This window comes from Nostoc sp. PCC 7107, from assembly GCF_000316625.1.
Lineage (GTDB): Bacteria > Cyanobacteriota > Cyanobacteriia > Cyanobacteriales > Nostocaceae > Nostoc_B.
In genome coordinates, this window is the sequence record NC_019676.1 from 1990787 (window position 1) to 2017240 (window position 26454).

The following is a 26454-nucleotide window of genomic DNA, read 5'->3' on the forward strand; positions in this document are numbered from 1 at the left end:
GCTACACAACTTACAGTCTTAAATAACAGTATCTACAGTTTGTTGATGGTTTACTCATCATATTTTTATCTAAAACAAACTCATTACAACTTTAGCTTACAATCCAAATTAATGTCTACCTGCGGATAAGCGTGGTTGATCAACAGCGGTGATGAACTGCGTACACGAGGATGTCGGAAAAAGGGTCTAGGGAATAGGCTACTAGAGATCAGTATTTTTTACTGAGAACTCAGCAATCAGCACTTTTTCTGAAGCGAAATTTAACCTAAAAGAACCTTATAACTGCCTCTCAAAAAGGATTTCGGTAGTTTAACTGGTGAGATTCAAAAAAAGAGTGAGTATAATCAGTGACTGACAATTGACAGTCTAGTTATCCTAAAGGGCTATTTTATGTCAGATCAATTTACCTTTACCGTTACAAATGACACCGACCTAGCAATTACAGAGTTGTGGGTATCTGTTGATGATGAAGAGTGGCTTCCATTTACCTTGAGTGATGACGGGATTCCATCAGGTGAAACAGCAACAATTGCTTGGGCTGAATATACCAATGATTCTCCTTGTGAATGGTATATCTCTGCTGTATTTGAAGATGAATCAGAAACTGATTCAGCCTTATTTAACTTTTGTGAAGAACCAGCTTTGACAATTGGGTAAAAGCAGTCCCCCAAATTGCTAAGGGCGCACAGGTGTACGCCCTTAACTTTTATCCAAATAAATAGAATTGCAGAGCTTTACCAGTTAGCCACGGCTTGAGCGATCGCGTCTTTAGCCGCTGTTAATGATTGTTGACGAGCATCATCACCTAAATTCAGGCTATCAGCATGAATAAATGTCACATCTGTTAGACCAATAAAGCCCAAAATAGCGCGGAGATAAGGTTCTTGATGATCATAAGCTGCAAAGGGTGTACCTGGAGGAAAAGTCCCTCCACGAGATGTAATAATTAGAACTTTTTTGCTGTTATCAACTAAACCCTTATAGCCATTTGCATCAACGGCGAAGGTACGACCAACACGGACTATTTGGTCAATGTAAGCTTTGAAGGTAGAAGGAATATTCAGGTTATACATTGGTATACCAAAAACATAGCGATCGGCCGCCAAAAACTCATCAATTAAACTATCAGAAAGCTTAATAGCCTCAGCTAGTTCTGGTGTGTGTGCATCTGGTGGTGTAAAAGCCGCAGCTATCCATGATTCGTCCACATGGGGAACGGGATGATGTCCCAAATCTCGGTAACTAATGGTATCCCCTGAATGAGTATCTTTCCAGGATGTGATGAACTCATAAGTGAGTGCGCGTGAAATAGAACGTTCGCCACGAGGACTAGAATCAATGTGTAGAATATTTGCCATAAATAAAGCTTAAAATCAGAATTATTACTCAAAGCAGTAAAAAAGGTGACAATCAAAATCTACGTCAGCAGAGATATTGAAGCAGATGGCTTTATCCCTTGCTCAGTATTGGATCAGCCACTTACACCACAGATAAACAATTAATTGCCACCTTTTCGGCAAACTTGGAAACCTTACCAGTAGCAGCAGGAAACCCCAAAAACATGAAATGGTGGTAAGAACAAACAGAAGCTTGGGAAATCTGCCAATCCAACCCTCAACCAACAGCATAAGTGATGCAAGCATATTATACCTGGCTAAGAGCATTACCCGGCAAACCTATCTTTTTTGCCTATCCCACCGCCTAAGATTTTATGTTTGTTTATTGGTATTTGCTCAAATTTGCGGAAGATAGCCGCTTCTAATTTAATACCAACTTTTATGGTATCATCTAAAAAATCTGGACTGAACTAAGTTGATGTAAACAAAAAAATACATCTCTCAGCATTAGTTTGGCATTGATGCTGACTGGCGGAATTTTGGCTGATCAAAAAATTGTCCAAATTTAGTTAAATATTTACTTAATAAAAGTCAGATATAAAAGCAATCTATTCAGTGAAAATATTGTGTATGGCTACGAATAAAACTAATAACCTGGAGGCTCGTAATTATCAATTGAGCTTGAGTTTTACCGGGAGAAATATATCAATAAATCATAGTGGTTCTTTATCTGAATCAATCACTAGCAACTTGGGTTATTACCAACCACAGGGAGAACTACCAATATATTTGGTAATCAAATCCTCACAAAACACTAGGGTGAAAACTCGGCAATAAATAAATGATCAACACTGATTCAGATGCTCTTGTGTGCTACGTAGGCATGAGAAAATCAGATAATACGATCGCCATACAAGCGATGAAGGCAAAGGAAGGAAGATGTCGGATAATTTGAGAAGCCGAGTTGTAACACAGGGTGTACAGCGATCGCCAAATCGCGCGATGCTGCGGGCAGTTGGTTTTCAAGATGCAGATTTTAACAAAGCAATTGTCGGTGTTGCCAATGGCTACAGCACCATTACCCCTTGTAATATGGGGATAAATAAACTGGCACAAAGGGCAGAAGCTGGTATTAAAAGTGCTGGAGCGATGCCGCAAATATTCGGGACAATTACCATCAGTGATGGAATTTCGATGGGAACGGAAGGGATGAAATATTCCCTAGTATCAAGAGAAGTAATTGCCGATTCCATTGAAACCGCCTGTACTGGACAAAGTATGGATGGCGTGTTAGCCATTGGTGGATGTGATAAAAATATGCCAGGAGCAATGCTGGCGATCGCCCGGATGAATATTCCCGCGATTTTTGTCTACGGTGGTACAATCAAACCCGGACATTACAACGGTCGTGATTTAACTGTAGTCAGTTCCTTTGAAGCAGTCGGACAATACAGCGCGGGCAAAATTGACGAAGCTGAATTAACAGCCGTTGAACAAAATGCTTGTCCGGGTGCGGGTTCTTGCGGCGGGATGTTTACAGCTAACACCATGTCTTCGGCATTTGAAGCGATGGGGATGAGCTTACCTTATTCTTCCACAATGGCAGCCGAAGATGCCGAAAAAGCCGACAGTACGGAAAAATCAGCTTTTGTTTTAGTAGAAGCTATTCGTCAGCAATTATTACCACGCCAGATTATCACCCGCAAATCTATAGAAAATGCTATTTCGGTAATTATGGCAGTTGGTGGCTCTACCAATGCAGTATTACATTTTTTGGCGATCGCCAGTGCGGCTGGTGTGGAATTGACCATAGATGACTTTGAAACTATTCGCGGTCGAGTTCCTGTACTGTGCGATTTAAAACCTAGCGGTAGGTACGTAGCGACAGACTTACACAAAGCAGGCGGTATTCCTCAAGTCATGAAAATGTTGCTGGTACATGATTTGCTACATGGTGACTGTATTACCATCAGTGGTCAAACCGTGGCTGAAATTCTTGCCGATGTGCCAAATGAACCCAGGGCTGATCAAGATGTAATTCGCCCTTGGGATAAACCGATGTATGCTCAAGGTCACTTGGCAGTTCTCAAAGGTAATCTCGCTACCGAAGGTGCAGTAGCTAAAATTACCGGGGTGAAAAAACCAATCATTACCGGCCCCGCCAGAGTATTTGAATCAGAAGAAGCTTGTTTAGATGCGATTTTGGCAGGCAAAATTAAAGCAGGTGATGTGGTTGTAATTCGTTACGAAGGCCCCAAAGGTGGCCCAGGAATGCGGGAAATGTTAGCGCCTACCTCGGCAATTATTGGTGCGGGTTTGGGTGATTCGGTGGGATTAATTACCGATGGACGCTTTTCTGGTGGTACTTACGGTATGGTAGTTGGTCACGTTGCCCCAGAAGCAGCAGTTGGGGGAGCGATCGCCTTAGTCGAAGAAGGTGATATTATCACCATTGATGCCCCAGCACGGCTGTTGCAGTTGAATATTTCTGATGAAGAATTAGCCCGCCGCCGTGCCAATTGGCAACCCCCGTCCCCACGTTACACTAAAGGCGTATTAGCGAAATATGCCAAGTTGGTATCTTCCAGCAGTCTTGGTGCAGTCACAGACTTAGGTTTGTTTAATAGTTAATCAACCGCAGATAGACACAGATGAAATAAACATTATCTCTGTGTCTCTGCGTCTCTGCGTGAAAAATATACTAACTAGTCCTAATAGATGTTTTGACTGACCTAATTTATAAATATTTTCTAAATTTACCTTTTCCTATTATTCCCTTAACCTTAATTCAGTAAGTTTTCGGAGACTATTTACACAGAAAAGTTAGTCTCCATTGAAGTTGCAGTATATACAAAAACACTCAATGCAGTAGTGTGGCAAGTCTGATGAAACAAGTTTCATCAGGACTGCCTTATTGAAGCGTAATTCTATGTTTATGAGCGAAGCACATCTGTCTATCGCTCTAAATTTCATGTCTCTGCAAATATCTCTAAGGACAAATAGTAATGTCGATTGAATTTAATGGCTCTTATTCTGAGAACTTTGATAGTTTGGCATCTTCTGGTAGCAGTGGTGTCCTTCCGTCTGGTTGGGCATTGTTGGAAACTGGAACCAGTGCAAATGTAAACGGACAATACACAGCTGGTACTGGCTCTAATAACGCAGCCGATATATATAGTTTCGGCGCAACAGGTTCTAGTGAGAGAGCTTTTGGAACTCTACGCTCAGGTACTCTCAACCCTTCAATCGGCGCAAGCTTTACGAATACAACAGGTAGCACAATTACAACGTTGAATTTGTCCTATAGAGGTGAACAATGGCGTTTGGGTGCAGCCAACAGAGGATCTGATCGTTTAGATTTTCAGTACAGTCTGAATGCAACATCTTTAAATACAGGAACTTGGGTAGATGTTGATAATTTAGATTTCAATTCTCCCGTAACTACTGGAACTGTAGGGGCGCTGGATGGAAATACTAATAGCAGCCAAATCACCACAACGATTACAGGGCTAAATATCCCCAATGGTGCAACTTTTTGGTTCCGTTGGTTAGATTTTGATGTTACTAACGCAGATGATGGCTTGGCGATTGACAATTTTTCCCTTTCTACTGGAGTCACACCGCCTGCGGTTCCTTTAGTAGCGATCGCAGCTACCGATGCAACCGCCGCCGAAGCTGGAACAGAACCAGGAACTTTCCGCATCACCCGTACTGGTGATACAAGCAATGTGCTGACTGTTAATTACACTGTTGCTGGTGGTGCAAATCAGACAGACTACACACCAAATTTGACGAGTAGTGTGATTATCCCTGCTGGACAGTCCTTTGTGGATATCACAATCACACCTGTGGATGACTCTTTGGTAGAAGGAAATGAAACCGTTACGCTGACACTGGTGGATACGGCTGATTACGATTTGAGTGCGATCGCCACAGCTACAGTCACAATTACCGATAATGATGTTGCGCCTGGGGCAGTTCGTATTCATGATATTCAAGGCACAGCACATATTTCAGCCCTCAATGGCCAAGGTGTAGTGAATGTAGCGGGGATTGTCACAGCGATCGCTTCTAACGGCTTCTACATCCAAGACCCCACTCCCGATAATAATGATGCAACTTCTGAAGGGATTTTCGTTTTCACGGGTACTACTTCTGCTATTCTCAGCGCCCGTGCTGTCGGCGAAGCATTATTAGTTACAGGTACAGTATCGGAGTTTCGCCCAGCTAACAACTCCAACAACCTGACTATTACCCAAATTGGCAGTAACAACAGTGTGCAGAGTCTGAGTGTGAGTGCTTGGACAGATGCACCGACTACAACTATTACCCCAACAATACTAGGCAATGGCGGACGGACGATTCCCACCCAGGTAATTAACGATGACTTTGCTACTAGCGGGAATGTAGAAACAGGTGGAGATTTCGATCCTGTCAATGAAGGTATCGATTTCTACGAAAGTGTAGAAGGAATGTTGGTGCAAATCAATAACGCGATCGCCACATCTCCCACTGGCAACTTTGGTACTTCTGAGGAAATCTGGGTGCTACCTGATAATGGAGCCAATGCGACAAGCCGGACTGAGCGAGGTGGTAGCTTAATTACAGCCACAGACTATAACCCAGAACGGATTCAAATTGATGATTTAATCAATGGCTCAGTTACATTGCCAGGTGTAAATGTCGGCGCTCAACTCAGTACAATTACAGGTGTGGTTAACTACGATTTCAACAATTATGAAGTCCTGGTTTCATCTGCACCGACTGTAGTACAGCCATCCACTCTGCAAAGAGAAGTTACAACCTTAATAGGCAATGCTGATCAATTAACGGTTGCAACTTTCAACGTGGAAAACCTTGATCCTGGTGATGGTGCAACTCAGTTTGCTAACTTAGCTAATCGCATTGTGAATAACTTGCGATCGCCAGATATTCTTTCTCTAGAAGAAATCCAGGATAATAACGGGGCGACCAATAACGGTGTAGTTGATGCGAGTGGAACTTATCAGACTTTAATAAATGCGATCGCCGCAGCTGGTGGCCCCAGATATGAATATCGCCAAATTGACCCAGTTAATGGCACCAATGGTGGTGAACCAGGCGGTAATATTCGCGTTGGTTATTTGTTTAACCCCCAACGTGTTACCTTTGTTGACCGTCCCGGCGGTACTTCCACTACCAGCATTTCAGTTACCAACGTTGATGGTACTCCCACCCTGTCTACTAGTCCTGGGTTGATTGACCCGACAAACCCCGCTTTCAGCAGCAGCCGTAAACCCTTAGTTGGTGAGTTTGTCTTTAACGGTCAAACTGTTTACCTCATTGGCAATCACTTTAACTCCAAAGGTGGCGACCAACCTTTATTCGGGCCAAGTCAACCGCCAGGTCTCAGCAGTGAAGCGCAACGCCAGCAACAAGCCATAATAGTTAGAAACTTTGTCCAAGAGATATTGGCAATTAACCCCAATGCCAATATAGCGGTGCTGGGTGACTTGAACGATTTTGAGTTTTCTAATCCAATCAATACACTTGAAAGTGCTGGGCTGACTTCTTTAATTGAAACGTTACCTGCAAACGAGCGTTACACCTATAACTTTCAAGGTAACGCCCAGGTACTTGACCATATTTTGGCTAGTCAAAACTTGGTGAATAACTTAGATGGCTATGATGTGGTTCACATCAACTCAGAGTTTTTTGATCAAGACAGTGACCATGATCCTGTGATTGCCAGGTTTAATTTACCACCAGCCAACCAAGCACCAACGACGGTGACATTTAATAATGCCGTTACCAGCATCAATGAAAATAGCAACACAACCAACCGCATCAAAGTTGCAGATATATCTATTACCGATGATGGACGAGGCACAAATAACCTAAGTTTGACTGGTGCAGACGCTAGTTTATTTGAAATCGATAATTCTGTGTTGTATCTGCGGGCTAACACTAACTTAGATTTTGAAACCCAGTCTAACTACAGTGTGACAGTGGCTGTTGATGACCCCACAGTAGGTAACACTCCCGATGCTGTAGCTAATTTCAATTTAGCTGTAACTAACGTTAACGAAGCCCCCATCGCTAGGAATGACAGCGCCACTACCACGGATATTCAACCAGTAATTATTAACGTGTTGGCAAATGATAGCGACCCAGATAGTAATGCGTTGACTATCAACAGTTTCACCAATCCCACAAGAGGTAATTTGGTGAGAAATAACGATAACACCTTTACCTACACACCAGAAATTGGCTTCACTGGCGCTGACAGTTTTACTTATATCGTTAGTGATGGCAATCTAAGCACCACAGCTACAGTGAATCTCACCGTTACCCTTGGTAGTAACCAGATTAACGGCACTAACGGTAATAATATCTTGCTCGGAACTAGCAGAATTGACGTTATCCGAGGATTGGGCGGTAACGATATTATTAGCGGCTTAGGTAATAACGATGTCCTATATGGTGGCGATGGTAATGATATACTCGATGGCGGGGCTGGTAACGACAGTCTCTATGGTGAAAATGGCAGTGATATTCTTTATGCTGGCGATGGCAATGACACCTTGAATGGTGGTGCTGGTAACGATATGCTGCTTGGTGATGCTGGTAATGACATTCTCATCGGCGGCTTAGGTAAAGATATTCTGGCTGGTGGAAATGGTAGAGACAGTTTCTATCTCAATCGTGGGGCGGTAAATTCCGATATCATTACTGACTTTGTATCTGGGCTTGATAGTCTCGTTGTTTCTCAGTCAGAATTTGGACTTAATCAAGCACTGGGTACACTTGACCCTGGTTTATTCCGTTTGGGTAGTAGTGCAACTGTAGCCAGCGATCGCTTTATCTACGACAGAAACACAGGTAAACTGTTCTTTGATCAAGATGGTATTGGTAGTGTCGCTAAAGTTCAAATAGCGCAACTATCTAATCGACCAACTCTGAGCAATACCGATTTCACGGTGATTGCATAGCTTAATTAAAGCTTCTGGTAGGGTAGGACAGAAAGCCTACCCTAATAACTATACCTTTGTTATCAGTGTGAACTCTCTCAATACCAATCTGCGATCGCCAGCCCTGCAACCCTAGAGAACTCTTTGACATTATGAGTTATAAGAGTCGCCTGAAGTGCTACGGCTGTACCAGCAATTAAAATATCGAGCGCACCTATGGGTATACCTTGTTGCTCTAATTGAGCGCGAATAATCGCCGCAGCTAAAGCATGAGACTGATCAAACGATATCAGATTAACTTGACTCAATATTTGCTGAAGCTGTTGAGTGCGTTTTGCAGGTGAATTAGATTTAGCGATACCGACTTGTAATTCAAAGAGAACGATTGTGGAAATGACAATGTTTTGGGGAGAGACCTGAGCAAGATTTTGAACAACATTTCCTTGACCTTTGAAATAGTAGATCAGAGTATTGGTATCCAAAACATACATTTAGAGACTCTCCCGTGGGATGTCTTGTCCTGAATTTGCCCGAATATCTTCTAAACTAGGAAAGTCCTGTCCCCAACTTCCAGCTAAGGAATAAACTAGTTCTGTCCATTGCTGTGGAGTGAATGTATTGCTTGGTTGATTGGCATTTAGGTATTTAGCACGAATAGATTCAGCAAAAGTGAGAATCTCACTAGCTTGGTCTTGAGGAAGAGATTTGACGAGTTCATAAATTTGTTCGGCGATAGTCATACAGAGTTACTGAGCAAGTAAATAAAACTAGACAACGTGCTATTTTGCCACAAAATATATTAACGTAAGTTTCCCACAGAGACACAAGTTAATTAGAATTGACAAAGTGCGATCGCTAGTACAACAAGGCAAAAGTAAAAAGTGAGCCACTGCGGTGAATATGACACCTCAAATCAATATCAGTTTGCCGTCAAAAGTTTCTCAAAGTTGGCAAAGTATGAAAGATTTTGTCCACCAAGAGGCTAACTCTGTGAGTAACTCCGCAGAACAACTTGGACAGTCATTGCAGCAGACAGCAACGACAACCCTAGAACAAGCTAAATCTTCCATTGGACAAGGGTTACAAACCGCTGACCAGTTTAAGAATACAACATCAGGCGCAATTGAAACTGCGATCGCCTCTTCCATCAATGATTGGCTGACACAACATCCCATTATGCTGCGTCTACTTCATACACTCAATTGGGCAGCAAATCACCCTATTATCAGTTTAGTAATTTTTCTGTTTAGTCTGGCTATGCTGTTTAGTATTATTAACGCCATTATGCGTTTATTTACAACAGCAAGTTTTTCTATTTTGCAAGCACCCTTAAAATTATTACAAGCTTTAATTAGAGTTATATTCCTGACCTTAGCTAAAGTTGGTGGTTTTACTTTTAATAAAATCACCAATCATCATCAAATAGATAATACAAATACTATTCAAAGTATTTATCAAGATAAACATCAAAGATTAGCAGAAATTTCTTCTCGGTTAGAAGCACTGCAACAAGAACAACAGCAACTTTTACAAGAAGCCGCCGAAATCATCGCCACAGACACCACAAATCTCGAAACTAAACAAATTAGATTCCCTCAAAATCACATCAACATGACTTAAATAAAAAACCTCCGCGTAACTCCGCGCCTACCTCAGCGACGGCAGTCGCTTTATGCCGGGGAACCCGTCCACCGCGCTGCCTCACCTTTGCGTTGCAAAAAACCTCATTAAACCTGCATAAGTCCCGTAATCACTTCATCTTCTCTACCAGCAACAAAATTAGCAAAACGTTGTGCTAAAGGTGGTACAAAAACTAAGGGATTGCTAAATCCAGAGAAAATATACACACCATCAATCTCTGGAACAGCACCAATCACAAAACGTTTGTTACTAAACGCCACTAAACACTTATGCCAAGTTCCTGATAAGCTGCCTAAAGCTGGTAAGACTTGCGTGATACTTTTTCTCAGCCATTGTTCGCTTTCTTCTGAATTAATTTGTGCATGAGGATTTGTCAGCACGCGACTAATTTGTCCCAAGCGCAAGCTACCATCTAAAAATTGAACTGTGCCTACATCTAATATGGGTGATGCTAATTCTTTATCAGGTTGATTCCACAGTTCATCAACTTGTATAGATACGGATTCTAATTCAAATCTTTGCAAATTAGCGGGCATGACTAAAGTATGTAACCGCAAATCAACAGGCGGAATTTCAATCATTTCTGCATGGGTAAAATATACCTTGATAGAAACCCCGACTGATTTGAGTAATTGTCGGCTAAGTCCACCAGCACAAATCACTACGTTAGCGCTGTGATAATTTGCGGTATTTGTTTGGACACCACCTCTAACAACCTGCAAAACTTGACTAATCTGGATTTCACCGCCAGCACGTAAAAAAGCTTGTATATAAGCTTGTGCGGTTTTTTGGGGATGAATATGGCCATGTTTGACAGTTAACCCACCGGAAATAACTTCCCGATTTAATAGTGGTTCTAACTCACAAGCTGCTTGTACACTCAGTAACCGCGGTGGAATTGCACATTTAGCATAAACCCTAGCTGCTGCTTCTGGGTTGCTATCGGCGGAAATCGTCAGTAATAAATCTAATTCCCGCAACTGAATATCAGCATCTAATTCTTGAGACAGAATTTGGTAACGGGCGATCGCTTCTTGGCATAATTGACAAGTGAGTGGTGTTGTCCCCGACCAATAAGCTAATCCACCATAACTATATCGAGTTGCATTGTCTGGTGTGGCGTGTTGTTCTAATAACAGTACACTCAAGCCGACTTTGACTAATTCATAGGCAAGTGTAGCACCTGTAATTCCGCCACCAACTACAATCCAGTCGTAGGTTTTCATTCAATATAAGGAATTTATTTTGCTAAAAATTATTCAATTCGAGAGCGAACAAGATAAAATTCATCTGCAAAATTTATTTTTTGAATATTTTAGCTGGATAAACTTAATGTGGAGCCATGAATTTCATCTAAGTTTTGATGTTAATGCTTATTTAGAGGAATCTCTTGCTCAACTAGATGAATTTATGCCACCAGTAGGACGCTTACTTTTGGCCAAATATAAAGGCAAAATCGTTGGTTGTGTTGGCTTACGCAGAATTGATGAGGGAATTGGTGAAATAAAAAGAATGTATGTCAAGCCAAAATTTCGGGAAAAAGGTATCGGTAAAGCTTTGTTAGAAAATATCATCTATGAAGCTGCCAATATTGGTTACTCCAAACTGCGCTTAGATACTGCTCCTTTTACTAAAGAAGCCCAAACACTCTATCATTCACTGGGGTTTCAAGATATTGAACCATATTTTGCCAAACATGAAGTGCCGCCAGAATACCGAGCCAACTGGATTTTTATGGAATTGAGACTTTAATTAGGCAAAATGGTAGAAATGATGAGCTTCACTTAACTAAATCTAGTTTTTAGCTATTATCGAACAACTTGACCGTTATTCAGCCATTGATAGAATCAATTCCTTCTATACCTATTATGGGTAAAGATTTATGAAGAAAATATAACAAAATTGCATATAATAATCTCATTCACACACATAAGTATTTTTGCTTACTGCCATGATAGCGGATGGATTTCCTTGGCTAACTACGATTATTATGTTGCCACTTGTGGCTTCGATACTCATCCCTGTGCTGCCTGATAAAGACGGCAAGCTTGTGCGATGGTATGCCCTAGGTGTGGCGATCGCAGATTTTATCTTGATGTGCTACGCTTTTTGGCAGCATTACGATGCCAGCAATGCAACTTTTCAACTCGTGGAGAAATATGCTTGGTTGCCTCAGCTAGGGCTGAGTTGGGCAGTTTCAGTCGATGGAATATCCGCGCCACTGGTGTTATTGGCAGGGCTGGTGACAACACTTTCGATATTTGCAGCCTGGCAAGTTAACCTCAAGCCACGCCTGTTTTACTTCTTGATGTTGCTGTTATACAGCGCCCAAATCGGAGTGTTCGTTGCCCAAGACTTATTATTATTCTTTATTATGTGGGAACTAGAACTGGTTCCTGTTTACCTACTTGTATCAATTTGGGGTGGTCAAAAACGCCGCTACGCCGCGACAAAATTCTTACTTTATACCGCCGCCGCTTCCATTTTTATCCTCGTTGCAGGGCTGGCAATGGCTCTCTATGGCGATAATACAACCTTCGATATAGTCGAACTTGGTGCTAAGAATTATCCTTTGGCTTTAGAACTGTGGTTATATGCAGGACTGTTAATTGCTTTTGGTGTCAAGTTAGCTATATTTCCCCTGCATACATGGTTGCCTGATGCCCACGGTGAAGCATCTGCCCCTGTATCCATGCTGTTAGCAGGGGTTCTACTCAAAATGGGCGGATATGGATTAATTCGCCTCAATTTAGAATTGTTATCTGATGCCCATGTTTACTTTGCACCAGTCCTGGCAACTCTCGGCGTAATCAACATTATTTATGGTGCATTAAACTCCTTTGCTCAGAAGAACATGAAGCGCCGCCTGGCTTATTCCTCTATTTCCCACATGGGCTTTGTCTTGTTAGGTATTGCCTCCTTCACTGATGTCGGTGTTAGTGGAGCAATGCTGCAAATGCTTTCTCACGGTTTAATTGCCGCAGTATTATTCTTCTTAGCCGGTGTGACCTACGATCGCACCCATACAATGGCAATGGAAAGTATGGGCGGTATTGGCCAAGTCATGCCAAAAGTCTTTGCTTTATTCACCGCTGGCGCAATGGCATCACTAGCCCTTCCTGGTATGAGTGGCTTTGTGAGCGAACTTCAGGTATTTGTAGGCATTACCACCAGCGATATCTACAGTTCCACATTCTGCACAGTCATGGTGTTCTTAGCCGCTGTGGGAGTTATCCTTACCCCTATTTATCTGCTTTCGATGTTGAGACAAGTATTTTATGGTACTAGTGCAGAACTCACCTGTGATATCAACAATGCTTCTTTAGAAAATCAAGAAGATGAGGGAACAGTTTGCTTCGGTACAGACTGTCTCCTACCTAGCGAAGCAGTTTATAGAGATGCTCAACCGCGGGAAATATTTATCGCCGCTTGTTTCTTGGTGTTGATTATTGGTTTTGGTCTTTATCCCAAGCTGGCTACGCAAATGTACGATGTGAAAACTGTGGCTGTTAACACTCAAGTACGCCAATCATATATTCAATTTGCCCAAGCTAATCCCAAAATCTATGCGAAGGGATTCTTTTCTCCCGAAATCGCCCAGCCGGAAACTGCACCTGTTTTTGGCGTGATTAAATAATAAGTTCCATATCTAAAATGATAATTCAGCGATCGCCTAACAATAGAGCGATCGCTTTTTTAATTGCTATCTTCCCAAATATCGAGCAAACTGAATTGTGAAATAATTAGATTTGTCAGCATGAACATCCGCTGTGAAAGCCCACAAGATTATTTAGCGATCGCTGAGGTAAATACATTAGCATTTGGGCAAGATAACGAAGCTAAACTAATTGCAAAAATTCGATGTTCTGATCGCTATATTCCAGAACTGTCCGTAGTTGCAGAAATTGACAATTTTGTAGTTGGTCACATTCTTTTTAGCTACATTGACTTGGTGGGTCAAGAAACACTAAAAGTGCTTGGTTTAGCACCTCTAGCAATTCATCCACAATTTCAAAACCAAGGAATTGGCAGTGCATTAGTCAAAGCTGGGCTAGCAATAGCTGAAACCAAAAAAGCACCCCTTGTAATTGTACTGGGTCATCCTCATTTCTATTCTCGCTTTGGTTTTCAATCATCGAGTGTCTATGAAATTGAATCTCCCTTTCCAGTACCAGAAGATGTATTCATGGTTAAACTATTGAAAAGCTATCAGGAAAGATATAAAGGAAAAGTTGTTTATCCATCAGCTTTTAATGAAGTTTAACCTTAAAAAACTTCTCGAAGGCGATCTTCCTTTCGATATTGCCCACTGTGCTATGTCTGGTAGACAATCATGCAAGAAAAAATGACTTAATACCACTTCTACCCATAAAATCTGCATCATACATGGCCAGCTTCATCCAAATACCTACTTTTAGATATATGACTATTCGCCTTGTCACTAGTTAATCTAAAACCAGAGACTACAACAAATATAAGGATATGAATAAAACATTAATCACTAGTGTGATTTTTACAATGTTAATTTTATTGATTGTTTATCCTTTTGCTGTCCTTGCTAGTTTAATGATTGTGTTGTTAACATCAGCAACTTTCTGGTTTGTCAAAAATTTATTACAAACGATGGTTAGTGGTAATGTTCAGTCAACAGAAGAAGGAAAGTAATTGCTATCAAGCTCATCTGAATTAATTAGTATTACTACTCGTTCATTTCTTTGTATGTAGCTAGTGCTGAAGGTGACAAGCGACTGAGATAACGGAATATCCAGTATTTAACAACCGTATCTAAAATCACAGGAAATGTAGCAATAAATAGAAATATCAAACTTTCATTCGGTGCTACACCAAGATGTTCGGCTAAACCTTCAAGAATGACTTCCCAGCCATGTGGTGAGTGGAATCCAACAAATATATCCGTGAACAAAATAATTACAAAGGCTTTGGCACTATCGCTCAAACCAAAGATAATTTCATCCATAAAAGACTTAATAGCCGCAATTTCTCTTTTTCCATTAGCTACTACTACTGCAAACGCTACTAAGGAAATAAAATCAGCAAAAATATTACTAATAGCATCTTTACTTTTCCACCGAAATTCTTGAGCTATTTCTATAGCTTTCTCTTTGACACTTGCCTCAATTTCCTCTGAAGATAAAACCGGAGCTTTCTTGAGCAAACTTTGAAATTTTAATTTTTCTTCAAAATTTTTTAACTCTTTGAAGGCTTCTTCCTCCATTTCGGAATTAATGAAAATTGAAGTATTATGCGTACTTCTCATATTCGCTACTATCGGACTAACTAAAAATTCTTTAGATAATTGCCGTGTTAATAAAGGAATAACAATAAGAAGAATTAAAAACCTAATCGAGGTTCTAGTCCGATTTTGAGAAATGTGGTAATTCCGAATAAAGTCTGCTTCAGCCTGGGGAGAAAAGTCAGTGGTAATTCTATTAATTGTTCTACCGATAGAACTGGGAAGAAATCCTATACTTTGATTGCTGCCGCTAGGATTGATTAGATTAGATGTATTCTGGTAAATTTCACCATCAATTTTTATAGGTTGCGAGATTGATTGTTTATTTATATTGCTAATTATTACTGTTTGTTGCTGATATTTATCGATAACTTTATCAATAAACTGAAGTTTATCTAATAAAACTGGATTAGAGATTTCTAGTAGTGACCGACTAGCCTGAAATTCTGCTAATCTCAGTTTAATAATAGTTAAATTTTGTGTAAGTATACTCTGCCAATAAGATATGACATTGGGTGTCTCATTTACGGATGCGGTAGCAATGATTTGACCGTTAAAATACTCTATCTCAATATTTCTGATTTTCTGTGCAGCCTCGTAAGCTTGTGTCAGCGATCGCTCTGGTGTATTCATAAACCATTGCTTCATCGCTTCCCAATATTCAGATACTTTTTGCAGCAGCAAATCACTATTCTTTATAAACAAAAAATTCTTCATTGCCGAATTCAGGGTAATCTAAAATTAAGATAGGGTAATAATGAGTTTAAAATCTCACTATTACCCTATCAAACATTAATAATTAATTACTCTGAATATACACCAATCAAAGGATTTGGTACAGGGAATGGTCGATTTTCTAAAATCTTAAATTGACCAGCTTCAGCATCATAAGCAAAAACTTCACCGCTCTCAATTTCATAAATCCACGCATGAAGAGTCAGTTGACCGCTGTGAAGTCGAGAACGAATAATTGGATGGGTTTCGAGATTTTCTATCTGCGTTAGTACATTCTGTTCAATGGCAATTTTTAATAGCTTGTCAGGCGGATAATCTTTGTAGTTATCCATAACTAAGCGGCGAGTCGGTTCAGCGTAATGCCGCAACCAGTCATAAACTAAAGGCATTTGCTGTGCTAAACTACCTATTTGTAATAATCCTCTCATCGCACCACAATGAGAATGACCACAAATCACTATATCATCGATATTTAAAGCTTGAATTGCATATTCGATTCCCGCAGCTTCAGCGCTATTAGGTGAGCCATAGGGCGGAATAATATTACCAACATTGCGGATAACAAATAAATCTCCAGGCTGACTCTGAGTGATTAAAAAAGGATCAATCCGAGAATCAGAGCAAGTAATAAATAATACTTCTGGATTTTGACCTTGTGATAAATTTTCAAATAATTCTCGATGTGTAATAAAATAATTATCGTGAAATTCATTCAGCCCCGCAATGATGCGTTTAATTGGCACGGTTAAATACTCCTTAGTAATATTAGTAATAAGCTAAATGTGATTTTTAGAGACGCTGATAGTATCAATACGTCTCCTCAGAGCTTATCTAATGTGTAATCCATTTGGCATCAGAGACAATACACACACTTCCAAACTTTTCCAAAATTGCCTCAATTGCTGTTACTAATTCTTGTTCTTTTTCTTGTTCTTGTGTACAAACGCTCATCACATATCCATTGGTAAGTGCATGGGTTTCTAAATCATTAAAAACTTTACCTCTATCTACTTTACCTGTGACATATTCAATTGCTGTGTAACAAGAAATTCCGACCTTTTCTAAAATTTCTATAACCTTGATGATTTCTAAAGAGTTTGTCACTATTTCTATCTTTTTGATGGCTTCCATTTAGTTAAACTCCAATAGCTTTGATAATGTTGAAATACAAAGGAATACCAATAATAATGTTGAAAGGAAAAGTTAGAGCTAATACCATCGATACATATAAACTAGATTAGCTTCAGGAACAATTCCTATGAAATTCTGAAGTCTGGCTCCTGAATTATATTTTGCTAAATAATTCTTAATCAATTAAAGTAAATTGCGATCCACGTAAGTAGTCTTACTATGGGTACTGCTACTAGTACAGGTTGGAGGAAATAAACAGACCATCTGGAATTGCTAAAAGGCTTGTGGTGTCACTATTCTTTCTTTTTCCTTTTGATTCTTCACTTTTGCCTTGTTGTACTAGGTTTAAGGTAAATTAATTATATAGCTGGAACTATTACCGTGATTTTACGGTCAACGGTGTTTTACACTTTCAGTAAGACACCTGATATTGTCGAGGAAGTTAAGTGTTAAGCATGAAATTGGGGTTCTTTAGCCAAGGATTAATGGGGATTGCCGCAACTTCTGTAGCTGCGTTGGGTATGATTGCAACTATCGATCAGCCCAGTTATGCGGGAGGGACTATCTTCAAGTGTGAAAAGCGTCAGGGTATACCGATAACAGTCGCTCAAACTCAAGATGGTAGGAAAGTCCCGATGATTCAATGGTCATCGCAGGATTACTTTACTAGGGAATGGAATTCGGAACGCCGTTGTTATGAAGTATCGCGGAGATTTCAAAAAAGCTATGACAACGGTAAACTAAAGTATATTAAAACTGGCATCCTCCGAGGTGAACCGGTGGTATGTGCAGCGGTGAATCAAAATGCGCCTTGTACAGATAGTTCTTTGTTATTCACTCTCAAGCGTGGTAGTAATGCGAAGGCAACCTTGAGAAGATTGATGAATCGTCGAGGATTAGTGGCTGGGAATGTACTCAATGAAAGTGGCGGAGACTCATTGAATATCGATTTTGATACATATCTGAATCATGCTACAAATGAGCAAAATAGTGATATCAATCCAAATATTAATGAATAAAGATGCGATCGCTATTTCATATCCTTTGTAAATACAGATAGATGAATTGTTCTTTGTTGACGCTGGTTGTTTGTCTTGGCAGTATCCCCTTTACACTGTCGGCCTCAGCACCAGTTGTCAGTATTCCTGCACCAGATTATATTGCTCAGTCAGTCTCTATTTCCCAACAGGCGCGGTCTATTACCGTCAAAGTCATATCTTCCGATTTTTTGGGATCAGGTATTATATTACGTCGCAACGGTACGACATATACGGTGTTGACTAATGCTCATGTGTTACAAGCTGGTGATCCTCCCTATCGCGTGCAAACTTTGGATGGTAGGATTTATACAGCTAATTTACCTCGACGCGTAAACTTCGGGAAAACCGATTTGGCTGTGTTGCAATTTAAAAGTGCAAACAGTATTTATACAGTAGCATCTTTTGGTGCATCTCCCACGCCAGGAGATGAAGTATTTGCTGCGGGTTATCCAGCAGTGGAAGAAAGAGGGAAAAAACAAAGCTTTGCATTGACTACAGGTAAAGTGGGTTTAGTTTTAGCCAAACCGTTAGAAGGCGGTTATCAGCTAGGCTACACCAACAATATTAAAAACGGAATGAGTGGCGGCCCTTTATTAAATCGTCGGGGTCATGTGGTGGGAATCAATGGGATGCAGGCTTATCCTTTGTGGGATCAACCTTCGGTGTTTGCTGATGGTTCTAAAGCTGAGGAAAGACTGCATCAAATGATTATTCGCCTGAGTTGGGCTGTACCGATAACAAAGGTAATACAAATGATGCCCAAAGCCGAAAAAACTACGGTTACTACTGTATTCAGTAAGGCTGATTAGAGGTCAGATGATGAGACTTAATCGTGGATTAACAACAGCAATTATCGGAGTAGCGATCGCCTTTACGCAAGTAGAAATTGCTCGACCCTTAACTGCTCAAGATGTCACCAATCTTGCTAAAGATATTACTGTATTGATTAGTGGCCCTAAACTCGGTTCTGGAGTCATTATTTACCGCAAAGGCAAAACTTACAGTGTTCTCACCAATTGGCACGTTGTTGATGAGTCAGGAACCTATACCATTCAAACGCGGGATCAGACTCAGTATCAAATCTCACCAACATCAATCACCCGTGTGCCAGAAGCGGATTTAGCAGTTTTACAGTTTAACAGCGATAAGGCACATAACGTTGCTATTTTCGGTAATTCTGATGCCACAAGAGAAGGAACAACTGTATATGTATCCGGCGCACCAGAACCATTAAATGGCATTCAAAGCCGGACTGTGTTAGTTCCAATGGGACAAATTATTGGTACAAATTCTCAAGACAAAGAAGGTTACACCTTAATTTACAGCAACACTACTCATAGTGGTATGAGTGGTGGCCCAGTATTAGACGACAATGGGCGTTTAATTGGGATTCACGGACGGGGCGCTAGAGATGACGATAATCTCAAAGTTGGTTTTAACCTCGGCATTCCCATCAAATTTTTGCTCAATTCCAAAGCCGTCAGCACTTTAAAATTGACAATTCCCATTGCTCAAACCAAAGACAAACCTGCATCTGCAAATGTTCCTACCATTGGAAGACCCAGTGTAATCAATGGTTCTGGTGGAGCCGCAGGTTCTTGTCCTGGTAGAATTTGCTAATTATTACATCTTTTTTACGTCACGAATTTTTAAGATGAAAAAGTTTTTAAGATTTAGCCTTTTAACTGTATTACTATTGCCAACATTGCCAAATTTGGATGGCAAAAAAGCGATCGCTCAAAGTGCAATTGATGAAGATAAACTCAATACTGTGAATGGGATGCCTTGGGCTGGTGGTGGTTTGCCTTTTAGTAAACTCGTTAATATTCAAGATACCCTGGTAAATTTCGCTTTAGGCAAAGTAGTCATTGATGCCCACGGTGAAGATCCATTAAGCAGTTTGATTAAAAGCCCCTTTAACGGCCCCCGTCCCGGTAGATTTGTCGTTGTTTCTCTTTGGGGAAGCAAAATTGAAGGCTGCTTTGCCAAAATTGTTGTGCAAACAGCCCCCAGCAATGGCCAAGCTATATTAGATGAAATTGCACCCACAACAATAGAGTTAGGTATTGATGGCCAAATTCTCCAGTTAACTCCTGTTCCTAATAGCAAAGTCAGAGGCTTTTCTGGCAAGTATACATATACAGAATATGAAAATAATCAAAACGTTTCATATAACAATACTTGGTATATGTCAGATACTTTGTTTGCCATTAATGCCGATGCTGCTAATATTTTACGCAAAGCTCCAGCAAAAGAAATTCGTGCGCGGTTAACTTTTGCCAATGGTGATACTAAAGTTTTTCCCATCGGTAAGGGAACAGTGAGACATTGGCAAGAAGCTTATGGGTTTAATAGTGCTTGTACTGCACCTAGTCAGCCGTAAATAAGGCAAAAGGTAAAAGGCAAAAGTTAAAAGAATAGATGCTATGCCGTAGTTAAAAAACTATAATTAATAGCTAATTGCTGGTAATTTTCAAACCTAGCGATTAGCTATTTTTGTTTTTATGAAAATTCCTAAATATAAACAATAGTCAATAATTTATGGATGAGTCATTGGAACCATCACTAAGATTGCCACCAGAGAAACCTGTAGGAGAGATTGTTTGGATAGCAGGAGGAGAAGTTGATGAGTGTTCGGTTTCATTGCGATTTTGGAGTGATGATTTGGTTCCAGATGACGTGACAGACCTTCTTGGTATTAACCCTACTCAGTCATACAAGAAGGGTGATATTTTTCGAGGCAAAGTCTATGATCGAATCCGTAAAGTTGGATTCTGGGTATATCGTGTTAAAAGATGTGCAGGTGTCAGTCTTGAAGATCAGATCAATACTTTATTTGACCAATTACCTGTGGATCTTGGTGTATGGTACAAACTGACGACTAAGTTTGATGCTGATTTATTCTGCGGATTATGGTTGAAGCGGTGGAATCGTGGACTTGATTTTTCACCGCAAACGCTTCAGCGAATTAGTGAAAGAGGTTTGAGTCTTAGTCTAGACACTGAAGGGGTGACAAAGCGGCTGAAGCCAAGAAAATAGAGGAGCGTGACCGTTTTGGGGTAAAAAAGATAGGTCAGGTATTCTCAACAAGACCTATCAAATGATAATGTTACCTAAATTCTACCAAAACTGCTTTCAAAATGTACTGACACCCGCACAGTACAAGATGCTAGAAATCTTACTAATGCTATTGCAATTTCATAAAACTGTGACAATTGAGAAACTAGCAACAGTATTTCCACAACCGATAAAATTTGAAAGTCGGAGGCGGAGTATACAAAGATTTTTACTACTACCTCAGTTGTCGATTCCATATCTGTGGTTTCCCCTGCTCAAACGATGGGTGAAAAATAGTCTGAAAAGAGGAGAGAAACGGCTAATATTTGCGATTGATAGAACACAATGGCGTTCACAAAATGTATTTGTAATTAGTTTAATAGAACAAAAAAGAGCAATACCTGTGTACTGGCTATTGTTACCTAAAAAAGGATGTAGCAATTTGGGAGAGCAGAAAAAATTAATTCGTCCACTATTGCAGTTATTTAAGGGATATCAAATGCTGGTACTGGGAGATAGAGAATTCCACAGTATAAAACTAGCAAATTGGTTACATAGCAAGGGCATTGACTTTGTATTGCGTCAGAAACAAGGTACTTATATTCGGCAAGAAAACCAATCACACCAACGCTTACAATCTTTGGGATTAACTCCTGGCATCTCGTTTTTTTTGACAGGGATTCAAGCAACTAAACAGAAAGGGTTTGCCAATTTTAATCTCGCCGGATATTACAAGCGCAAATATCGTGGAGTTGTTGAGCCTGCTGGCTGGTTTTTATTAACTAACCTTGATAGTCTCAAAGATGCCATTAAAGCATTTAAGTTGCGGAGTGGTATCGAAGCCATGTTTAAAGATTGTAAAACTGGGGGGTATAATCTCGAATCTACTTATGCTGATGGTCAACGTTTGATAGCACTGATTTTATTAATTGCTATTGCCTATACTTGTGCTATTTTAGTTGGTCGTAATTCTCGCTCCTCTGGACTACAAAAATATGTTGGTCGTCTGAAGGAGTTACAACGATTGCACCGCCGACATAGTGCTTTTTGGATTGGTTTGTATGGTCAGTTATGGGTAGGGGCAATGGAATTTTGGGCTGATTTAGCTCATGAATTGATGCGCCTCAAGCCCAGTAAACTGCCATATTTTCAACAAGGTCTACGGGCTATGACTCTTATCCAGTCTGCTTTATAACTTTTTTGTCACCCCTTCAGGTCTAGACATTTACTTTAATTATGATGAGAAGGATTCTTGAGAATGTTGGGTTCCGTTCCTCCACCCAACCTACACCTTTTTACTTTTTACTTTTTACTTTTTAGTTCTTCGGTGTTGGTGATTCAGGAATAATTTCTGTCACCACTCGATTACCTGTTTTACCGCCACTAACAACAATATTTTCTGTTTCCAGATTACCAACGGCGGTGTCTCCATTGAAAGTTAAAGCTGGAGATACTTGTTTATAAACTACATTTCCCTGTGCTTCTAGTAACTTTTTATCGAGATACCAAGTTAAATTCTGGGATTTTAAAGACTGTCGACGCTGACCAACGGCGTTAACATTACCTACTAAATAAACCGTTTTTTGCGGTATTTTCATTTCAGCTTGATTACCTGTCACCGTCAATTTTTCCGCACGGTGGAAGACGCGAACCGCAGAATTTGTCCTGACGTTTTCTGCATTCATATCCCAGATCATGGAGTTACTCAAGATTTGTACTGGTGGGTCTAATAAATCGGCCTGGGCATTTTGTTTAATGGTAACAATCTTTGTTTTTAAGTTAACTTCGGCGGAATTACCTCGGCCACGATCTGTGATTTGATTATTTTTATAACGTTCAAATTGTAAAGGGCGATCGCCAATTAATTGTTCTTGTTTAATCTGCCAAATTAAATGCTCAGTCCGCATTCGTAATTGGGGATCAGTAGAATTGGCCACAACTTTACCGAAAAAATCTACTACTTGGGCGCGGGTTTTAACTCTTGCTTCTTGCGCTACTGCTTGTAACTGTTTATGCTTACCGTTGATTTGATTGCGAACAATTAATAAATCTTCTTTGGGTAGCCATTCCATTTCATTTCCTTGTAAAACCACGCCATTATTAGGGTCTGTGGCCAAGATTTTTCCTTTGAGAAATAGCCGTTTACCATCTTGTTGAATATCTGCTTGGTCTGCTTTAATTTGATAAATTACTTTGCCATCTTGATATAACTCTCCATAAGGACTTTCGGCTTGACCAATTTCTTTTTCTTTGGTGTAAACTGCCTGTTTTGCGCGGACTTTCCACAGCGGTCGCCCTACTTCATCAGCTTGTTCTAAAGTTACATCAAAAAAGGTTAAGTTACTCTCTGAATCCGCTGCTGAACGTTGGTTGTTTTGATTAGAGCTTGTGGAAGATTTACCGCCACAAGCTCCTAAACTCATCATTAATAGTAGAGTTAAAGGCAGGTAATACCAATTTGTTTTGATTTGAATAAAACTAGCAAAAGGAAATGTATGAAAGCCGGGGTATGTATTTGTTCTTCCCCCCATAAATCTTAACTTTCTTTTTGCTATTTGCCTGCCTTGCTGATGCTTCATGTATCTTGAATTTCTAGATGTCCATCATGGTCTGTGGGGTCATCCAAAAAACCCATTCCCGACAAAGGGCGATATGGGTAACTCTGGCGAGGAGTTTTTTGGATATCTTCTTTGATAGCTTCTAAATCAATGTAGCGATCGCTCACATTAATTAAGCTATCACTGGTCATTGAGCGTAAACTCACAACCTCTACCCTGACACCACGATAGCTTACAGAATTAACAGCGTAGGCTAAATCCCCATCACCACTCACCAAAACCGCCGTATCATAGGAATCTACCAAAGCCATCATATCAACGGCTATTTCGACATCTAAGTTGGCTTTTTTAGAACCATCTGGTAGCTGTACTAAGTCTTTAGCGATGACTCGATAACCATTCCGCCGCATCCACAACAAAAAACCTTGTTGCTTTTCGTTGGTTCTATCTACACCTGTGTAGAAAAATGCCCGCAACAGTCTAGATCCACCTGTTAAACGACATAATAACTTGGTGTAATCAATTTCAATTCCTAATTGCAAGGCAGCGTAAAATAGATTTGATCCATCAATAAATATGGCGACTCGACCTCGATTCTCTAAAACTTGTTCTGGCGTAAATATCGAGTCGTTTTCTAAATTATTCAACATTGTTGTCATACCTCATTTTTATCTTGTTATTTTTGATACGAATTTCCAACTTTTACATTTAGTTAGAGAGTTTTATGATAATTTTCCGGGGCTATTATTTAAGTTCGGCCCCGATAAAATTTTGGCGAGATTTGAGAGATTAGAAAATTGTCTGAAAGAGATTAAAAAAACTAATCGTTTTTAGGAGGTTCTATGCGTTTAAAGATTGGTTGAGGATTCCCCAACAGTTGTTTATTAGATAGTAACCCCCATTTGGAATGAATGGAAAATGGGGCAGCATTTGCTGTTTGATTTTGTTCGTTAAAGTTGATTCCAAAACCCAGCTGCTGATAAATTTCGCTACTGATATTGGGAATAACTGGTGCAAGAAGATACGCTGACAGCCTCACAGCTTCCAAAACTGCGTAAAGCACTTTTTCTACTTCCTGCTGCTTTCCTTGTTTATATAGTGACCAAGGCGCTTGATCATCAATAAACTTATTACTGGCTTGTACCAATGACAGGATAGCTTCGCAGGCTTGATTGAAAGCTAACGTCTGATATGCTTGTTGAACCTTTTCCCCTAGACCTAAGCCAATCTTTTTCAAAGGATTGTCAGCAGAAATTGTTTCATCGGAAATTGACAGTTCATTACCAGCACAGTACTTCTTCACCATGTTCAAGGAGCGATTGAGCAAATTACCTAAATCATTTGCCAAATCTGCATTTAGAACATTAATGAATCTACTTTCATTAAAATCTCCATCTTTGCCAAATTCGATTTCCTTAAGAAAGTAATAACGAACCGCATCACTACCATATCTCTCGACTAGAGCAATAGGATCGAGGGTATTACCCAGCGCTTTACCCATTTTTTGCCCATCTTTGGTCAAAAAACCATGGCCAAACACTCTTTCTGGCAAAGGTAAATCTGCTGACATTAACATTGCTGGCCAGTAAACTGCATGAAAGCGCAGAATGTCTTTGCCAATTAAATGCAGGTTAATCGGCCACCATGTCGCTAAAGCATTGTCTAAGGTTGGTTCAGCATCGGGTTCTAATAATGCTGTAACATAGCCCAGCAGCGCATCAAACCAGACGTATAGGGTTTGTTTTGGGTCAGTTGGTACAGGAAAACCCCAATCGAGATTAATTCGGGAAATCGAAAAGTCTTGTAAACCTCGGCTCACAAAGCTTAAGACTTCATTGCGACGGCTTTCTGGTTGAATGAAATCTGGGTGAGATTGATAAAATTGCTCTAACTGGGTTTGGTATTTTGACAGCCGAAAGAAGTAATTTTGTTCGTCGCGCCATTCAACTGGTTTATTCGTATGAATTGGACAACGCTTATCCTCTAATAATTCTCTTTCTTCTTTAAATTCCTCGCAGGCTACGCAGTACCAGCCTTTTTGTTGTCCTTGATAGATATCACCTTTTTGCCAAACTCGCTCAAAAAATTCTTTGACGATCGCTTCATGGCGAGTTGCTGTTGTCCGACTAAAGCGATCATATTGAATGTTTAATTTTTCCCATAGGCTAACGAAACTAGGGACAATCTCATCACAAAATTCTTGGGGTGCTTTTCCTAAAGACTCCGCCGAACGTTGAATTTTTTGCCCATGTTCATCTGTACCTGTTATTAGCAGTACCCGATATCCCTTAAGCTTTTGAAACCGAGCCACTACATCTGCGGCGATCGTTGTATAAGCACTTCCAATATGTGGGACATCGTTTACATAATAGAGGGGTGTTGTCAGTGCAAATGTCTGGTCTGTTTTATCTACTAGGTTCATGCAAAATAAAAATAAATTATTAAATCGTTTTTTAATTAATTATCAAGGCAAAACCAAGCAATTATATAACATTACTATCGCTTTTTCAAAGTTCCTCTTAATATTAGCAAATTTCTAGAGTTCAGAAATGTTTGGTCATCAGTACAGATCTAGCCAATTCTTGCAATAAAAACCGAAACTCTAATTTCATATCCTTGAACTGATGCTATTTCTTACATCGTATTGTGACTAAAAGTACAATGCTCCAAACATAGAAAAATCATTTGCTTTTAATAGATAAGACATTTCTATCCTAGGACGGTCGTAGTATTAGTAAAGAAATGTAAAAA

General features: G+C 40.1%; 26 protein-coding genes. 15 read left to right on the forward strand and 11 right to left on the reverse strand.

What is annotated here, in order from left to right; genetic code table 11:
* The first annotated feature begins 390 nt into the window (after positions 1-390).
* Positions 391-657 (forward strand): hypothetical protein, encoded by a 267-nt coding sequence (locus tag NOS7107_RS08580; protein WP_015112584.1) that lies wholly within the window; start codon positions 391-393, stop codon positions 655-657.
* A 77-nt stretch (positions 658-734) separates the two neighbouring features.
* Here the strand turns inward: NOS7107_RS08580 and NOS7107_RS08585 are convergent, their stop codons facing one another.
* A complete protein-coding gene (locus NOS7107_RS08585; RefSeq protein WP_015112585.1) occupies positions 735-1358 on the reverse strand; it encodes an FMN-dependent NADH-azoreductase in 624 nt (207 codons plus the stop codon).
* Between the two features lie 609 nt (positions 1359-1967).
* On the opposite strand from NOS7107_RS08585, the gene NOS7107_RS28500 reads away from it, so the two are divergent.
* The 3 genes from NOS7107_RS28500 to NOS7107_RS28295 all read left to right on the forward strand — a co-directional run bounded on the left by NOS7107_RS28500 (position 1968) and on the right by NOS7107_RS28295 (position 8308).
* Positions 1968-2174 carry a hypothetical protein gene (locus NOS7107_RS28500; protein ID WP_157373996.1) on the forward strand — a complete coding sequence of 69 codons (207 nt, stop codon included), beginning with the start codon at positions 1968-1970 and terminating at the stop codon, positions 2172-2174.
* 102 nt (positions 2175-2276) lie between these two features.
* Complete coding sequence (gene ilvD, locus NOS7107_RS08595; RefSeq protein ID WP_015112586.1) at positions 2277-3968, forward strand: dihydroxy-acid dehydratase; 1692 nt, start codon at positions 2277-2279, stop codon at positions 3966-3968.
* A gap of 374 nt (positions 3969-4342) precedes the next feature.
* Positions 4343-8308: an Ig-like domain-containing protein gene (locus tag NOS7107_RS28295; RefSeq protein WP_015112587.1), complete on the forward strand. Its 3966-nt coding sequence runs from the start codon at positions 4343-4345 to the stop codon at positions 8306-8308.
* Between the two features lie 77 nt (positions 8309-8385).
* Here NOS7107_RS28295 and NOS7107_RS08605 read toward each other — a convergent pair whose 3' ends face one another.
* Both NOS7107_RS08605 and NOS7107_RS08610 read right to left on the reverse strand, forming a co-directional pair.
* On the reverse strand, positions 8386-8778 hold the full coding sequence (locus NOS7107_RS08605) for a type II toxin-antitoxin system VapC family toxin (protein WP_015112588.1): 393 nt from the start codon (positions 8776-8778) through the stop codon (positions 8386-8388).
* The gene (locus tag NOS7107_RS08610) at positions 8779-9027 is read right to left on the reverse strand and encodes a hypothetical protein (RefSeq protein ID WP_015112589.1); all 249 of its coding nucleotides are present in this window, start codon (positions 9025-9027) and stop codon (positions 8779-8781) included.
* A gap of 160 nt (positions 9028-9187) precedes the next feature.
* Here NOS7107_RS08610 and NOS7107_RS08615 point away from each other — a divergent pair, with 160 nt between their 5' ends.
* On the forward strand, positions 9188-9907 hold the full coding sequence (locus tag NOS7107_RS08615; RefSeq protein WP_015112590.1) for a hypothetical protein: 720 nt from the start codon (positions 9188-9190) through the stop codon (positions 9905-9907).
* A 107-nt stretch (positions 9908-10014) separates the two neighbouring features.
* Here the strand turns inward: NOS7107_RS08615 and NOS7107_RS08620 are convergent, their stop codons facing one another.
* Positions 10015-11154 (reverse strand): FAD-binding oxidoreductase, encoded by a 1140-nt coding sequence (locus NOS7107_RS08620; protein WP_015112591.1) that lies wholly within the window; start codon positions 11152-11154, stop codon positions 10015-10017.
* Positions 11155-11173: 19 nt separating this feature from the next.
* Between NOS7107_RS08620 and NOS7107_RS08625 the strand changes: the two genes are divergently transcribed.
* The 4 genes from NOS7107_RS08625 (at position 11174) to NOS7107_RS08640 (ending at position 14593) form a co-directional block, all read left to right on the forward strand.
* Positions 11174-11680 (forward strand): GNAT family N-acetyltransferase, encoded by a 507-nt coding sequence (locus NOS7107_RS08625; protein WP_015112592.1) that lies wholly within the window; start codon positions 11174-11176, stop codon positions 11678-11680.
* A gap of 199 nt (positions 11681-11879) precedes the next feature.
* Positions 11880-13565, forward strand: a complete 1686-nt coding sequence (locus NOS7107_RS08630) for an NAD(P)H-quinone oxidoreductase subunit 4 (RefSeq protein ID WP_015112593.1) — start codon at positions 11880-11882, stop codon at positions 13563-13565.
* A 120-nt stretch (positions 13566-13685) separates the two neighbouring features.
* Positions 13686-14192 carry a GNAT family N-acetyltransferase gene (locus NOS7107_RS08635; protein WP_015112594.1) on the forward strand — a complete coding sequence of 169 codons (507 nt, stop codon included), beginning with the start codon at positions 13686-13688 and terminating at the stop codon, positions 14190-14192.
* A gap of 218 nt (positions 14193-14410) precedes the next feature.
* A complete protein-coding gene (locus NOS7107_RS08640) occupies positions 14411-14593 on the forward strand; it encodes a hypothetical protein (RefSeq protein WP_015112595.1) in 183 nt (60 codons plus the stop codon).
* Between the two features lie 34 nt (positions 14594-14627).
* On the opposite strand, the gene NOS7107_RS08645 is transcribed toward NOS7107_RS08640, so the two are convergent.
* The 4 genes from NOS7107_RS08645 to NOS7107_RS27720 all read right to left on the reverse strand — a co-directional run bounded on the left by NOS7107_RS08645 (position 14628) and on the right by NOS7107_RS27720 (position 17136).
* Positions 14628-15887 carry a proton extrusion protein PcxA gene (locus NOS7107_RS08645; RefSeq protein WP_367580213.1) on the reverse strand — a complete coding sequence of 420 codons (1260 nt, stop codon included), beginning with the start codon at positions 15885-15887 and terminating at the stop codon, positions 14628-14630.
* A 98-nt stretch (positions 15888-15985) separates the two neighbouring features.
* The gene (locus tag NOS7107_RS08650) at positions 15986-16660 is read right to left on the reverse strand and encodes a carbonic anhydrase (protein ID WP_015112597.1); all 675 of its coding nucleotides are present in this window, start codon (positions 16658-16660) and stop codon (positions 15986-15988) included.
* An 88-nt stretch (positions 16661-16748) separates the two neighbouring features.
* Positions 16749-17048, reverse strand: a complete 300-nt coding sequence (locus NOS7107_RS08655; protein WP_015112598.1) for a hypothetical protein — start codon at positions 17046-17048, stop codon at positions 16749-16751.
* A gap of 4 nt (positions 17049-17052) precedes the next feature.
* A complete protein-coding gene (locus tag NOS7107_RS27720; RefSeq protein WP_253274554.1) occupies positions 17053-17136 on the reverse strand; it encodes a sodium-dependent bicarbonate transport family permease in 84 nt (27 codons plus the stop codon).
* Between the two features lie 367 nt (positions 17137-17503).
* Here NOS7107_RS27720 and NOS7107_RS08660 point away from each other — a divergent pair, with 367 nt between their 5' ends.
* The 6 genes from NOS7107_RS08660 to NOS7107_RS08685 all read left to right on the forward strand — a co-directional run bounded on the left by NOS7107_RS08660 (position 17504) and on the right by NOS7107_RS08685 (position 22340).
* Complete coding sequence (locus tag NOS7107_RS08660) at positions 17504-18067, forward strand: COP23 domain-containing protein (RefSeq protein ID WP_015112599.1); 564 nt, start codon at positions 17504-17506, stop codon at positions 18065-18067.
* Positions 18068-18108: 41 nt separating this feature from the next.
* On the forward strand, positions 18109-18897 hold the full coding sequence (locus NOS7107_RS08665) for a serine protease (protein WP_015112600.1): 789 nt from the start codon (positions 18109-18111) through the stop codon (positions 18895-18897).
* Positions 18898-18904: 7 nt separating this feature from the next.
* On the forward strand, positions 18905-19708 hold the full coding sequence (locus NOS7107_RS08670; protein ID WP_083889691.1) for a serine protease: 804 nt from the start codon (positions 18905-18907) through the stop codon (positions 19706-19708).
* Positions 19709-19742: 34 nt separating this feature from the next.
* Complete coding sequence (locus NOS7107_RS08675) at positions 19743-20471, forward strand: hypothetical protein (protein WP_015112602.1); 729 nt, start codon at positions 19743-19745, stop codon at positions 20469-20471.
* Between the two features lie 158 nt (positions 20472-20629).
* Entirely contained in the window at positions 20630-21127 is a 498-nt protein-coding gene (locus NOS7107_RS08680; protein ID WP_015112603.1) for a DUF4279 domain-containing protein, read from the forward strand.
* Positions 21128-21194: 67 nt separating this feature from the next.
* Complete coding sequence (locus tag NOS7107_RS08685; protein WP_015110984.1) at positions 21195-22340, forward strand: IS4 family transposase; 1146 nt, start codon at positions 21195-21197, stop codon at positions 22338-22340.
* Between the two features lie 121 nt (positions 22341-22461).
* Here NOS7107_RS08685 and lptC read toward each other — a convergent pair whose 3' ends face one another.
* The 3 genes from lptC to metG form a co-directional block, all read right to left on the reverse strand.
* Positions 22462-23724 (reverse strand): LPS export ABC transporter periplasmic protein LptC, encoded by a 1263-nt coding sequence (gene lptC / locus NOS7107_RS08690; RefSeq protein ID WP_015112604.1) that lies wholly within the window; start codon positions 23722-23724, stop codon positions 22462-22464.
* Positions 23721-24353, reverse strand: coding sequence for an NYN domain-containing protein (locus NOS7107_RS08695; RefSeq protein WP_015112605.1), 633 nt, complete (start codon positions 24351-24353; stop codon positions 23721-23723). Before NOS7107_RS08695 ends, lptC begins: the two co-directional genes overlap by 4 nt.
* A 170-nt stretch (positions 24354-24523) precedes the next feature.
* Complete coding sequence (gene metG, locus NOS7107_RS08700) at positions 24524-26125, reverse strand: methionine--tRNA ligase (RefSeq protein ID WP_015112606.1); 1602 nt, start codon at positions 26123-26125, stop codon at positions 24524-24526.
* Between the last annotated feature and the right edge of the window lie 329 nt (positions 26126-26454).

Coding starts and splice junctions, on each gene's coding strand:
- NOS7107_RS08580 (WP_015112584.1), top strand. CDS start 391: ATGTCAGATCAATTTACCTTTACCGTTACAAATGACACCGACCTAGCA.
- NOS7107_RS08585 (WP_015112585.1), bottom strand. CDS start 1,358: ATGGCAAATATTCTACACATTGATTCTAGTCCTCGTGGCGAACGTTCT.
- NOS7107_RS28500 (WP_157373996.1), top strand. CDS start 1,968: ATGGCTACGAATAAAACTAATAACCTGGAGGCTCGTAATTATCAATTG.
- ilvD (WP_015112586.1), top strand. CDS start 2,277: ATGTCGGATAATTTGAGAAGCCGAGTTGTAACACAGGGTGTACAGCGA.
- NOS7107_RS28295 (WP_015112587.1), top strand. CDS start 4,343: ATGTCGATTGAATTTAATGGCTCTTATTCTGAGAACTTTGATAGTTTG.
- NOS7107_RS08605 (WP_015112588.1), bottom strand. CDS start 8,778: ATGTATGTTTTGGATACCAATACTCTGATCTACTATTTCAAAGGTCAA.
- NOS7107_RS08610 (WP_015112589.1), bottom strand. CDS start 9,027: ATGACTATCGCCGAACAAATTTATGAACTCGTCAAATCTCTTCCTCAA.
- NOS7107_RS08615 (WP_015112590.1), top strand. CDS start 9,188: ATGACACCTCAAATCAATATCAGTTTGCCGTCAAAAGTTTCTCAAAGT.
- NOS7107_RS08620 (WP_015112591.1), bottom strand. CDS start 11,154: ATGAAAACCTACGACTGGATTGTAGTTGGTGGCGGAATTACAGGTGCT.
- NOS7107_RS08630 (WP_015112593.1), top strand. CDS start 11,880: ATGATAGCGGATGGATTTCCTTGGCTAACTACGATTATTATGTTGCCA.
- NOS7107_RS08635 (WP_015112594.1), top strand. CDS start 13,686: ATGAACATCCGCTGTGAAAGCCCACAAGATTATTTAGCGATCGCTGAG.
- NOS7107_RS08640 (WP_015112595.1), top strand. CDS start 14,411: ATGAATAAAACATTAATCACTAGTGTGATTTTTACAATGTTAATTTTA.
- NOS7107_RS08655 (WP_015112598.1), bottom strand. CDS start 17,048: ATGGAAGCCATCAAAAAGATAGAAATAGTGACAAACTCTTTAGAAATC.
- NOS7107_RS27720 (WP_253274554.1), bottom strand. CDS start 17,136: ATGGTATTAGCTCTAACTTTTCCTTTCAACATTATTATTGGTATTCCT.
- NOS7107_RS08660 (WP_015112599.1), top strand. CDS start 17,504: ATGAAATTGGGGTTCTTTAGCCAAGGATTAATGGGGATTGCCGCAACT.
- NOS7107_RS08665 (WP_015112600.1), top strand. CDS start 18,109: ATGAATTGTTCTTTGTTGACGCTGGTTGTTTGTCTTGGCAGTATCCCC.
- NOS7107_RS08670 (WP_083889691.1), top strand. CDS start 18,905: ATGATGAGACTTAATCGTGGATTAACAACAGCAATTATCGGAGTAGCG.
- NOS7107_RS08675 (WP_015112602.1), top strand. CDS start 19,743: ATGAAAAAGTTTTTAAGATTTAGCCTTTTAACTGTATTACTATTGCCA.
- NOS7107_RS08680 (WP_015112603.1), top strand. CDS start 20,630: ATGGATGAGTCATTGGAACCATCACTAAGATTGCCACCAGAGAAACCT.
- NOS7107_RS08685 (WP_015110984.1), top strand. CDS start 21,195: ATGTTACCTAAATTCTACCAAAACTGCTTTCAAAATGTACTGACACCC.
- lptC (WP_015112604.1), bottom strand. CDS start 23,724: ATGAAGCATCAGCAAGGCAGGCAAATAGCAAAAAGAAAGTTAAGATTT.
- NOS7107_RS08695 (WP_015112605.1), bottom strand. CDS start 24,353: ATGTTGAATAATTTAGAAAACGACTCGATATTTACGCCAGAACAAGTT.
- metG (WP_015112606.1), bottom strand. CDS start 26,125: ATGAACCTAGTAGATAAAACAGACCAGACATTTGCACTGACAACACCC.